The following is a 12,427-nucleotide window of genomic DNA, read 5'->3' on the forward strand; positions in this document are numbered from 1 at the left end:
CCCACTTGGGCAAGCGTCGTGCCCATTTTAGAACAAACTGACATTAGGATTAAGTGCACTAAATCAATTCCGCCAACGGGTTATATTTTGGCAATGATTCTTGGATTTCATTATGGACTTATTCGAGCAAGTGCTGGAGCACTTCATTTTTCTGGTAACTTCTCTTATGACAAGTTCTCTGACATCAGTCCCACCTAACCACAAGCCCACTCTAACCTTCCCCAAGGGAAGGAACATATTACTCCGGCTATTGGCATCAGCCCCCACCTAACCTCCCCCGAAGGGGAGGGACTGATACCAATGGCTGTCTGATTGCCGTCTATAGACACCTGAATATCAATAACTTGACACTAACAGAAGTAACATGCATCTCCCCTATGGGGGAGAACGAGAGGGGGCTGATGTCAGCAGGAAAATCATCTACCTTGGTTTTTTCCTGTTTATCGCTCTTATCTTTGGAATAAGCGGAACATCGGGATAAAAAATAAATAGATTCTGAAGATTTCATTATCAATGAAATCGTATTCTCCGCTCGGTTTAGATAAAATCCTCACGCTCGGAAATGTGAATAAATTCCCATTTCTCTCACTTAATCGGATTTTTGCATTATCTTTAGATAAGATAAGCGGCACCTCGGCAATAAAAATGAAAGTCTTTTGGCCTTTCATTTTGTATTGCGCTCGGTTTGCATTATCTTTGCAGGCAGAATGCAGAGATGGTTGAAAATATTGTTTATCGTCGCGACACTCGCAATGAGTGGCATGACGCCGGCTTTCGCCTCCGGTCATCATGATGATGACGGGAAGCGGAAAGAGACCGACATGCTCGTGGAACAGACAAGCAACCAGCAGGCGGTGCTCAGCAATGCCAACGAACTCGCCCACCTCTGCTGCTCAAGGCCGGAGCGCGTGGTGCCGTCATCATTTAATTTCTACAACACGCTGCACTCCACGGCCAGGCCAAACACTTTGTTTCATATCCAAAAGAATTCTTTCTGCCACTACCGCGGACTTGGCATTCGCACATCCCGGCGGATAACGGCAGCGCCCTCGTCAGCGTATTATGTGCTGACGCTGCGGCATCTGATTTGTTAGCTCCCGTCATGCCGGTTGGCATGGGTGGCTCAATGACCGTTGTCATAGCCACAAGAGGGAGAAAAAGGAAAAATCCGAACCGGTCGTCAGACACACAGCAAGCAGTAATGAAACAAGGGATTACTGCCGATGACCGTATGGGAACAAACATAACAAACCAGAAATCAAAAGAAACAACAAAATGGCAAGATTCAACAATCTGGCAATGTCGAAAGACCTTGCCAAAGACAACCGTATATCAACGACAAAATCATTTTTCGGACTCTGTTCCAAGACGAAGTATGACGCCACAGGCAGCCTCATCAGCGGTTCAAAGCGCGAATACACCGCCGAAGCAGGAGGCAAGATAGAGCGTGCGCTCAAGGCCTCTGCCGACAAGCAGGCATCACTGCTGGCAGCCATCGGCAAACTGCCCACCACCACGCTCGGCAACTATCTCCTCGAGGAGTGTCATTCTGCCGACAGCGAGTTTGCCGCCCTGCAGCTGTTCCAATACTCACACATGAGCTATCAGCCAGTGAGCAGCGTTTGCGTTTTCGAGGGCAACGATGCCAAGACCGTGGTGGGAAGTCTGTAATCACAAAAAAAAACAAGTAATATCGACAAGGGGGATGACCAGTCAATGCGACCGGTCATCCCCCATTTTTTTTCAGTTTCAGACGGTCATTATGCCGTCAGTGATAACAGATCAGCCTCATCCCACCCAAAAGATATAGGCAAGACTGACACAGCTGATGCTCACCCAAAGCAGCACGCCCTGAATGAGCGGTTTGATGCCAACGCTGCGCAGCGTCTCCCTGGTGAGCGACGCTCCGATGAAGAACAGCGAGAGAGTGATGAGATGCTTGGCGAGTTTCGCCACGGCACCGCTGAACTCACCACCCACCGACGCTGCAGCATCACCGATCAGCGAGGCATTGCTCAGGATGTAGGTGTTGAAGATTATCGCCACCACAAACCAGATGATGAAGCGAGGCACACAGCTATACCATGGTTTCGAAGCCCCATCTGTCTGAGCCAGCGAACGGCGGAAGAAGAACGGAGTGACCAGAGCGAGAACCACTATCCACAGCGCCCGTGTCAGTTTGATGGTGGTAGCCACCTCCAATGCGCTCACGCCCTGGCTCGCCACCAGGTCGGGATGCATCTGGTCGTATGCCGCACCGGCTCCCACTACGGAAGAGGTGTCGTGGATGGCAATCGCCGCCCACATTCCGAACTGCTTCATCGTCATCCCCAAGGCATCGCCGATGGATGGGAAGATGAATAGCGCTATGCCATTGAGCACGAACACCACGCCGAGCGCCACCGACATGCTCTCAGCCTTAGCCTTGATGATAGGACCGACGGCAGCTATTGCCGAACCGCCACATATCGCCGTGCCGGAACTGAGCAGATAGCTCGTCTGCGAGTCCACACCGAGCAGTTTTCTGCCGAACAGCCATCCCAGGGCGAGCGTGCCGAACACGCTGACCACTGTGAATATCATTCCCTCGCTGCCAGAGGCGAGCGCCTTGTCCACATTCATTCCGAAACCGAGTCCGATGACGGAATACTGAAGGAGCTTCTTCGACATCGTCTTGTTGAACACCGGGAACGCCTTGCCCAGCAGCAACGCGAAGGCGAAACCGATGGCAAGAGCCACCGGCGACGACACCCAATGTGCTATCCACGACAGCGAACCCATGTCGAGTCCGAACACTTCTTCGGCGAATCCCAACAACAGCGACACGCCGATAACAGCCACAACAACGATGTAGCAGATTTCATTTCTTTTCATTACGATTGATGTTTTATCGATTGTTTCAAAAAAACTTGCAAATTCATGCAAAGGTAATCATAATTAGTGTATTTACAATGTTGCCTGCATTTTTTGTTTCTTTTTTTATCTATAACCTTGATTCTGGAACCGATATTTTTCATAAATTTGCAGGATTGTATCGCAACGACAAGCAAAAAGAAGAACAAGGAAGGAGCATACTGTAAATGAAGAACAAATATATGATAATCGCCATACTCGCTGCCGTATGCTGCGCAGCGGCAATAGTCTATGCCCTGCGCTGGCGGATGGAAGAGGAGCTTCCACAGAAGCCCACCGCCGTGCGCCGCATAGCGACAAGGAAAAGGCAGGCACCGGAAAAGAAACCGGAAGAGGAGAAGACTGAGGAAAAGAAGGAGCCCACCACCCCACCGTTCATCAACGGCACCGTGACCGACACGGAAGGCAACCCGATGGCGGGCGTAGTGGTGAGCAACGGCATTGACTGCGCCGCCACCGACTCGCTGGGACGCTACAAACTGCCCAACGACTCCACGGCACGCTTCGTATTCTTCACCGTGCCGGCAGACTGCGAGGTGCCCGTACACTCTGCAAAAGACCACACCGCACATTTCTACAAGCCCATCATCAAAGGTGTGTCGCGATACAGTTTCACACTGAAGAAGCTGGCGGGAGGAGTGGAGAAATACTACAAGATGATAGTGCTTGGCGATCCACAGGTGACCAACGACTTCAACCCATACTACAACGGCCCCGACGACAAGCCGCTGGAAATCGGCGATGTGGAGAGGTTTGCCACTGAAACGATGGCAGACATAAGACGCACGATACGTTCGCTGCCACAAGAAACACCGATCTATGGGCTCAGCATGGGCGACGACGTGCAATACTACGGCGGTTTCAACCCTATGCTCGAAAAGCAGATAAGAGAAGTGCTCGGTTCGTCGAAGATGAGGATATTCTCTGTCATCGGCAACCACGACCAGGACAACAACCCGGAATATCTGAACAAATGGGAAGAGGCATGGGGACCGACAGACTATTCATTCGACCGCGGCAACGAACACTATGTGTGTTTCAACAACGTGAGGTTCCACGGCAAATACGCCTCATACTATTCGCCCGGCGAACTCTCCGACAGTCAGATGAAATGGCTGCGACAAGACCTGGCGCTGACGCCCAAGAGCAAGAAGGTGGTGCTCTGCTACCACATCCCCTTCACCTTCGGCACCAGTCCCTTCGGCAAAGCCCGTCCTCTCAGCGCCGCTCATGAGAAGGGCCACTACTCATCATCGCGCCTGCCGGCATTGCTCTCGCTGCTCAGCGAATTCAGCGGAGGCTACGAGTTGTTCTGCGGACACACGCATTTCGCCATCAACCACGAGACGGAGATTGACGGTCACCACGTGATAGAACACTGCCATGCCGCCGCCTGCGGAAACATTTGGCAGTCGAACATCAACATCTGCGGCACTCCAAACGGATATTACGTTTACACCTTCAGAGGCGGCCGCATGGTGAGCTGCTACTACAAAGGCACCTTCTGGGACGCCCACAAGCAAATGACACTGTTTCATGCCGACACCGACTTCAACGGCGAGTCGTATGCCGCCGACTGGGACCTTCCTCGCGACCGCAGGATAATAGTAGCCAACGTATTCAATGCCGACTCCCGCTGGCGCATCACTGCCGAAGAGAACGGAGTGGAATATCCCATGCACCGCATCAACTCGAAGGGACAGGACGCCTTCGCCACCGGCTACCACCACAAATATGCCGTGGCAACGAGTTTCCGCTTCATCAGCAAGCAGAACAGCTATCTCATCATGAACCACCTATATTATTATGAGCCGAAGAGCACCGAATCCAAGATAAGGATAATAGCCCGCGACCCCTACGGCCACACATTCACGGAAGATGCCGAAAACATCGTCACGGAACCTTTCTTCAACTATGCACATTATTATAAGTAGACGAGTTGACAAGTTGACGAGTAGACAAGAGGCATAGAGACAAAAAGACGAGTAGACAAAGAACATTAGTATTGAAAACTTGCTATCACAAGCAATACTAATCTCCTTGTCTACTTGTTTACTTGTCTACTCGCCAAGAATCACTTCCACATCACCTTGCGGCAAGTGCCATCAGAATATCTCACGATATACATTCCGCCATGACGAGGAGCGTCAGTCAGCTGTCCGCTGACAGTATATACCGATACCACCTTGGCATTCTGCTGCACATCAGAGCCGGCGGTCACTATGCCGTCCATCTTGCCCTTGTATTCCACACATGGAGCGATAGCCATCGACGTAGGGTCGTCGGTATTCTCAAACCACTTGAAGGAGCCGAGTCCGTTGCCATTTTCGTCCTGATCCTCCACGAGCTGCCATGCCGTGTTCTTGTTGCCTTCACCACGGCGCAGACAGAAGATGGAGATGTCGTCGCTGGTATACGGCGATTCTTCGAGAGAAGAGTTAGGGAATGGTCCCACCACTACAAAGAACTCCTCGCCGGCCTTCAGGTCCACCGTAGTGTCGAGATTGAACTTGGTGGCAAGATAGTCGTCGTCGCTATATTGCAAGTCTGCCGTCTTTACCGTAGATGTGGCGAGCACCTCTCCCGGTTCACCGTTGTCTGCCACGGCATTCACCGTGAGCACGATAGGACAATCGGCATCGAGAGCCGTTACCGAAGCGAAGTATACCGCAACCTCTGAAATGATGGCATTCGCCAGAGGCGCCTTGTATTTCTCTGCAAACTTGTTGATGCCGAGCCAGTTGCTACCGGCATAGTTGCCATACCAGCCCAGGGTGATCTTCTCAAGACTCTTGTTCTCCTCGCTGCTGATATTCCACACATACTGTGCGCCACCTGCCTGCACCGCATATTGCAATACGTCGTTGCTCTGTCCGGCGGCATTCTTCGCAGTCAGGCCCACGCTGACGGTGCCCTTCTTGATGAACGTCACCGTAGGATTCTGCTCCGTGCTCGTCTCCTTGTCGGCAAACTGGAACACCCAGTTCCATTCCGTAGGATTTCCAGTTGACAGGTCGCGGAACGTCACCGGAACGTCTGTAGGCACGAACACGCCAACCCACGGACTCTCATATCCCTCTTCCGGCAATCCGATGAGAGCCGTTGGAGCTTTCTGTGAAACCACCACCAGACCCTTGCGCTCCATCTTGTCGCTTTCGTCACCACGCTTCACGGTGAGAGTGACATCATAGGTTCCTGCCACGTTGTATCTCACCACAGGATTCTCCTCTGCAGAGGTCTCCGTGTCAGCACCAGGGAATTCCCATTGCAGCGTCTCCGGACTGCCCTTGGCAAGACTCTTGAACGTTATGCTCTCACCTTCGAAGATATGAATCTCATCTGCTGCGGCAGGGTCTGACTTGACAAGGCGGAAACCATCAAGGGCAAGATCCTCGCCTCCAAACGGATAGTCGAACACGAACTTCACTTTCTTGCCTGTGTATGCAGCAAGGTCGAACGAGAATTTATTCCAGCCAGGTCCTGTATAAGAATTATCCTGCGCCCAGTCGAAAGCATTCAGCAGAGTGGCGCTCTCATTGGTTTCTGTATCAATGATGTTGAATGTCCACTTGCCGAAAACGAGGTATGGCGCCTGGAAGTATGCGTAGAATTCAACGTTGCTCCCCTCCTCTATTGTCAGCTCCGGACTCGTGAGCTTTGCATTGCCCGTTTCCTGAGCATTATAGGATATTGCGATGGAATATGCGTCGTCTGCCTTTATAGAACTGAACTTCTTGTTTACAAGATTCCATCCGTTGTCTGCTGTCCAATCATTCATCTCCTCTGCAGAGTCAAACCCCTGGTCGTAGTATGCCGTCGCCGCCCTGTCGGTGGTGAAATCGGCCTTCAGCGGTTCGTTGATGACGAACTGTGCCGTAACGACCTCACTGTTCTGGTTGTATCCACGTGTCATGACATACAGCGTGCAGCTCTTGTCGATAGTAAACGAGGTGGTCTTGCCTTCCACTACAGTGCTCTTCGTATAGTCATCCTGGAATTCCTCGGCATCCTTTGCCTCGGTGGAATACCATATCGTCACGGCATTCTCGTCATCGGTAGTCACCGTGACCTCCTGCGGAGCATCGAACGTGCCGCCCAGCGGAGTCACCACCGGAGTCTTCAGCGGCTGCTTGGCCTCAACGGTGACAAACATCTTTGCCGCTCCCGGCTTGAACTCGTCATTGCCGGCAAAGGTGGCAGTGATGATAACGGTCTGAGTGAACTCCACATACGAAGTGGCAAGAAATCCCTTGTCGTCAACCGAACATACGTCCCACTGCGACGAACTGTATTCTATCGGTGACAGTTTGTTCGGATTGAGCAGGTCGGCATATCCGTCATCGCCTGATGTGAGCGTGATGTTCTGCTGATAGAAGCTCAGCTGCGGATCTTTGCGTATCACATACTTTGCCTCAACCACATCACTGTAATCCTCTCCTTCCTGCACCACAGCCTTTATGGTGGTGGTCTCAGCGATATCCAGAGGAGCGGTGTAGGTCATACGGGTGCCGTCAGCCAGTTTAGGATTGCTGCCGTCGGTGGTATAATAGATGATGCGGTTCTCCGCCACCGTAGTGGTCTCCGTAGTTATCGCCACGCTCTGCGCCTCGTCGTAGGTGCCGGCGGCAGGTGTGAATACCGGAGGCATGACGGCAGACTGTTCCTTCTCGTAGTCCACCTCTATCTTGCGCAGATAGACGGGGCCCTTGTTCTCGCTCGTCTGGTTTATCGTGATTTCTATCTCTCCTTCCCGGGCATCGGCTATGGTGAATGCATACTCCGTCTCTGTGGCAGAGAGACTTGCCGAAGCCGACTTGCCGCACTGATAACTGCTGCCGTTCACCTTCACTGAGACATCTCCGGCATATTCCGCTTTCTGCAGATAGGCTTTTACGCGCACTGCCGTCACCTTGCCGACAATGCCGCCGGTCCAGAGCCGGACGCTTGATGGCGGTTCGGAAGCAGAACCGACATACTGTCCTTTGTTTGCCGTATAAGCATAAGTTGTGGTACCCACTGCAGAGATGTTCCACTGCAGTCCGTTCAGCTCTGCGGTATAGAAATCCTTTTCCACACGGTTTGTGCCGAAGTTATAGAATCCCTGTCCGCCATTAGCTTTTGAAGTATTCCACTCAAACGACCATGTGTCGGCATTCACCACCTGGGGCAGAAATGCGAGCAGAAATGCAAATAAGAATAGATAGTTCCTCTTCATAAGCATAAATGTTGAGAGTAAGACAAAAATGTTTCTTTCTGTAAGCGAAACAACGCTACAAATATACAATAATTAATCATACAAGCAAAAATAATTACGATTAATCAGTATATTTCTTGATAAATCCATAAAACCAAATCGCTTTCTATGTTAATATCCAAATGTTTTGACCATTATTTTCAATTTATGCTGAGATTTTATATTCAGGGGTGAATGTTTGGCGATTTCTGACCATGGCTGTGACCAAATGTACAAGTTTGTTCTTGACATTGTTCAGTGCAACCTGCTTCTTCTTTCCTCGTTCTACGAGGCGCATGTAGTACCTCGCCATAATGGGATTGAAGTTGACGGCAGCTAGTGCCGCTTGCGTCAGCATGGCCTTTATCTGGCGGTTAGCCATATAATGTACATGCGGATCGGAATGCACACTGGTTCCCGAATCTTTGCCAAATGGAGCTAGGCCGTAATAGCAGGCAATCTTGCGTGAGTCGTAGTTGAAACGCCGGAAGTTGTCGGTGTACACCATCAGGCACACAGCGTTCTGCGTTCCTATGCCAGGCACCGAGGTCACGATGGTGAACACCTCGGTGAGTTCCTCGTCCGACTTGATGAGATCGGCAATGCGCTTATCTATCTTCTCTATCTCCTTATTGAGTTCAGAGACGATGTGCCGTCCGCTCTGCGAAATCATTGTCTTGACTGGCGACTTCTCCATAGTGAGTCGCTTTTCGCCTCTACGCACCTGGAAACTGCATCTGTGTCTTACGATCATCTGACGGTATAGGAACAGCTCACGCAGTTGTGTAAGCGACTCGCTAAGAGGCTCGTACATAACGGCTTTATCGTAATTCCTCATGGCGTATTCTGCAATCATCGAGGCGTCAGCACGGTCAGACTTCAATCGTCTAAGACCAGATGCGTCTTTGATGCTCTTTGCGTTCTCAAGCCACATGTCGTAGCCTTTACCGTAGAGGAAGTTGCACAGTCCCTTGCTGTAGTCGCCCGTGTTCTCGCCACAGAAGAGCCACAAGGACGAGTCGATACCGCAGGAATTCTGCTCAACCCACTTGACCAACTGCCTATAGCCAGACACGGTTGTCTTGAACTCGTTGAACACTCTAGCAGCGGTTTCTGCCAGTCCGTCTGCAAAAAGGATAGCCACATCAACTTTTTCTTTCGAAAAATCAACTCCGATAAATAAATTCTTCATAACTTTGTACGAGTTATATTGTGTAGAATTGGTCAATAGTTGTATGGACTAACACTCTAACAAGGCTCAGAGCCGATAACTTTCTATCTGGTCTTTGCAACTATGTCGATGAGGACCTAAACGATTTATAGCTTTACGGCTGGGTCATTAGCTGGTTTACCTCTTCGACAGACCGATTCTACCTTTTTACAACAAAGGTACGAAACTGTCTTTAGCAATCATAGTTTTACCTTGATTATTTTGGAGTTTATGCGACTTCGTCGCAATCTTCTGCAAACTTAGAGGTCATTAGGCCGTTTAATGTATAATTTTAATAACTGCTTGCAGTCTTTTGCTCTTTATAAGGCGTCTTTTGCTTGTTTTTAATTCGCAATAGCCCGCTATTACTCATTAAAAGCCAAACAAAATCCACTCTTCTAAAAAACAAAATCCAGGCAAGCCCTAATGACCGTTTTGGGTTTATAGTGTCGCATCTGGAATCAACATGTGCTGCGAAGTATCATAGTATCATTCTTGGCCGCCGCCAAGCCTCTAAAGCTCTATAGACTAAAGACTTAACCAGATGATACTTTTCTGGATATTTTACAGAAAAGCATCACAGATATATCATAGAAGTATCATGCCTTTCGGCATCCCATATTTCCCCCCACGCCAGGGGGAAGACATCCCCACATTAGGGGGTTCTGTTCCCCACGGCGTGGGGGAAATCCGAGGTCAATATTTTACGAATTACAAGTCTATGTTTTACGAATAGCAAGTCTATGTTTTATTCATGAAATGCCGGTTGTCCTTGTCATTGTTTATGGTTTTGTTTTGGCAAACATACCCAAAAACAAAAATACAGGCAAAATACGTTCGTAAAGGAGATGCCAAAAGCGGACAAATGTAAATAAAACATTAAACTGTCCAGACAATTACCAGATGGTTTTTTCGCCATAAATAACACACAAGTATCTGATTGACAAGCACTTTCACACCCACGACCAGATGACTGACGGTTTTCTTGAAAAATTCGTTGATTTATGAAAAAACCGTTGTAGCAACACGAATCCATCTATCGGGATGCATTAACCCCCAAACGGTCTAATGACCGGTTTGGGTTAAACCTACCAATACCCATCACTCCACATCTCCCGGTCTCACTCCGTATTCCTCCTTGAATCTCTTGGCGAAATACGACGAAGTGGTAAAACCTACTTCGTAGGCTACTTCGGAGATGTTCTTGTCGGTGGTTTCGAGCAGGCGCTTTGCCTTTGCCAGACGGGCTTTGCGAAGGAGGTCTACCACAGAATAGCCGGTGAGCGCCTTCACCTTGCGATAGAGCTGCACACGGCTGAGGCCCATCTCGCTGCCAAGGTCTTCTACGGAATAGTCGGCATCGGGGATGTGGCGCTTTATGGCATCGCGCAACTGGGAGACGAAGGTCTTGTCTTTCTCGCCGAGAGCGTCCTGCTCCTGCTGTTCCTGCTGCGAACCGGAGAAGATGAGCTTCAGCTGCGAACGGCTCTTCAGCAGGTTGGCGACACGTGCCATAAGGGTGTCGACAGAGAATGGCTTGGTGATGTAGGAGTCGGCTCCCGTGTTGTAGCCCTCTATCCGCTGATCTTCCAAGGTTCTTGCCGTGAGAAGTATCACGGGGATGTGGCTCGTGGCGATGTCGGTCTTCATGCAGCGACAGAATTCCAGTCCGTCCATCACCGGCATCATGACATCGCATACCACCAGCTGCGGCACGTTCTTCTTTGCCACCGAGAGGCCCTCTTCGCCATTCTGCGCTTCCATCACATTGTATGAAGACGAGAGAACGGAACGTATATACGACCTCATGTCGGCATTGTCGTCGATGACGAGTACGAGAGGGCGGTCGCTGTCGTAGTCTTCGCTGCCTGTCACCAGCGAGAGGTTTCGTTCCGCCACGACATCCTTCACCGAATAATCGTCGATGAGCTGCGTGTCGGACTGTATCTCGGTCTGCTTGTCAAGCGTGGCGTCATATCCCGGCTGGGAGTCGGGGATGACGAAGGAGAAGGTGGATCCCCTGCCCTGCCGGCTCTCCACCTGCACCGTTCCATGGTGTAAGTCTACATAAGCCTTCACGATGGCGAGTCCGATACCCGTGCCACCCACGGAGTCGGCAGCCTGATAGAAGCGTTCGAAGATATGGCGTTGGTCTTCCTCCGACATTCCCTTTCCGGTGTCTGCAACGCTGACCGTGCATCTGCCGCCGGCATGAGCCAGCGTCACGGTGATGGTGCCCTTTGCCGGAGTGTATTTCAGGGCGTTGGTCATGAGGTTGAAGAACACATGAGCTATCTTCTCACGGTCGGCAATCACGATGCTGCGGTCCTCGCTTGTCTCCATACCTACGCTGATGCCCTTTCTCTCTGCCACGGCACTGAAATCCTCTGTCCATGCCTTCAGGTCGGCGGCGATGTCGAAGCGGTTGAGAGAGAGTTTCGCCTTCTCGTTCTGTATCTTGCGGAACTCCAGTATCTCACTCACCATCTGGGAGAGGATTCCAACGTTGCGACGTATCATCTCAACGAGTTTCCGCATTTCGCCACTGATGGTGGGACTATCCGCCAAGCGTTCGGCAGGTCCGGAGATGAGGGTGAGCGGAGTGCGCAGCTCATGGGAGATGTTGGTGAAGAAGCGCAACTGCGTCTGAGTCATCCTCTCCATGTCGTCGGTCATCTTCTTCTGCTTCTGAATGCTCTCCTGCAGCTGGGCATTGTATCGCTTCTTTGCCAGATATGCCTTCAGGGCAAGCACACAGACGATGATGAGCATCGCCACGAGGAAGAGCAGCATGAAGAGATAGCTGCGCTGGGTGTCGAAGGCATTGGTGGTGTTTTCCACCCTGCGGCTCAGCGATATCAGATTGTCGCTCTGGCGCTTCATTTCTTCGTCTTGCATGAGCAGCACGTTGGCGTTGTCGGTGGTGACGAGCGCCGAGGAGAGGAGGTTTTCTCTCTTGAACTTCCTCTTCTCTAATATGTCCAACGCCAGCTCCATCACCTTGTCGCCCCGTGTGGGATAGATATACGAAGCCAGCAGTTCGCCGTCTCTCACCATCTGCAGTCCGCCGC

The 12,427-nt window shown here is 50.8% G+C and carries 7 protein-coding genes; 3 read left to right on the top strand and 4 right to left on the bottom strand.

The genetic code is table 11. The features are described from left to right. Positions 1–719: 719 nt before the first annotated feature. Positions 720–1,094, top strand: coding sequence for a hypothetical protein (locus CCC32_RS03575; protein WP_287072379.1), 375 nt, complete (start codon positions 720–722; stop codon positions 1,092–1,094). Positions 1,095–1,275: 181 nt separating this feature from the next. Further along, a complete protein-coding gene (locus CCC32_RS03580; RefSeq protein ID WP_044080040.1) occupies positions 1,276–1,671 on the top strand; it encodes a hypothetical protein in 396 nt (131 codons plus the stop codon). Positions 1,672–1,788: 117 nt separating this feature from the next. Here the strand turns inward: CCC32_RS03580 and CCC32_RS03585 are convergent, their stop codons facing one another. After that, complete coding sequence (locus CCC32_RS03585) at positions 1,789–2,874, bottom strand: YeiH family protein (RefSeq protein ID WP_287072382.1); 1,086 nt, start codon at positions 2,872–2,874, stop codon at positions 1,789–1,791. Between the two features lie 206 nt (positions 2,875–3,080). Here CCC32_RS03585 and CCC32_RS03590 point away from each other — a divergent pair, with 206 nt between their 5' ends. After that, positions 3,081–4,847, top strand: coding sequence for a calcineurin-like phosphoesterase C-terminal domain-containing protein (locus CCC32_RS03590; protein WP_287072384.1), 1,767 nt, complete (start codon positions 3,081–3,083; stop codon positions 4,845–4,847). Between the two features lie 140 nt (positions 4,848–4,987). Here CCC32_RS03590 and CCC32_RS03595 read toward each other — a convergent pair whose 3' ends face one another. From CCC32_RS03595 to CCC32_RS03605, 3 genes are all read right to left on the bottom strand, one after another. After that, positions 4,988–8,128 carry a PKD domain-containing protein gene (locus CCC32_RS03595; RefSeq protein ID WP_287072386.1) on the bottom strand — a complete coding sequence of 1,047 codons (3,141 nt, stop codon included), beginning with the start codon at positions 8,126–8,128 and terminating at the stop codon, positions 4,988–4,990. Positions 8,129–8,312: 184 nt separating this feature from the next. Then, a complete protein-coding gene (locus tag CCC32_RS03600; RefSeq protein WP_042517114.1) occupies positions 8,313–9,338 on the bottom strand; it encodes an IS110 family RNA-guided transposase in 1,026 nt (341 codons plus the stop codon). Between the two features lie 1,119 nt (positions 9,339–10,457). Then, on the bottom strand, positions 10,458–12,427 hold a 1,970-nt coding region (locus tag CCC32_RS03605; protein ID WP_287072388.1), incomplete at its 5' end, for a hybrid sensor histidine kinase/response regulator transcription factor.

This window comes from Prevotella sp. LMAG:51 (assembly GCF_008680225.1).
GTDB lineage: Bacteria > Bacteroidota > Bacteroidia > Bacteroidales > Bacteroidaceae > Prevotella > Prevotella pectinovora.

What these genes read in the sequence shown, in the direction of transcription:
- CCC32_RS03580 (WP_044080040.1), top strand. Translation starts at nt 1,276, where the DNA reads ATGGCAAGATTCAACAATCTGGCAATGTCGAAAGACCTTGCCAAAGAC.
- CCC32_RS03585 (WP_287072382.1), bottom strand. Translation starts at nt 2,874, where the DNA reads ATGAAAAGAAATGAAATCTGCTACATCGTTGTTGTGGCTGTTATCGGC.
- CCC32_RS03590 (WP_287072384.1), top strand. Translation starts at nt 3,081, where the DNA reads ATGAAGAACAAATATATGATAATCGCCATACTCGCTGCCGTATGCTGC.
- CCC32_RS03595 (WP_287072386.1), bottom strand. Translation starts at nt 8,128, where the DNA reads ATGAAGAGGAACTATCTATTCTTATTTGCATTTCTGCTCGCATTTCTG.
- CCC32_RS03600 (WP_042517114.1), bottom strand. Translation starts at nt 9,338, where the DNA reads ATGAAGAATTTATTTATCGGAGTTGATTTTTCGAAAGAAAAAGTTGAT.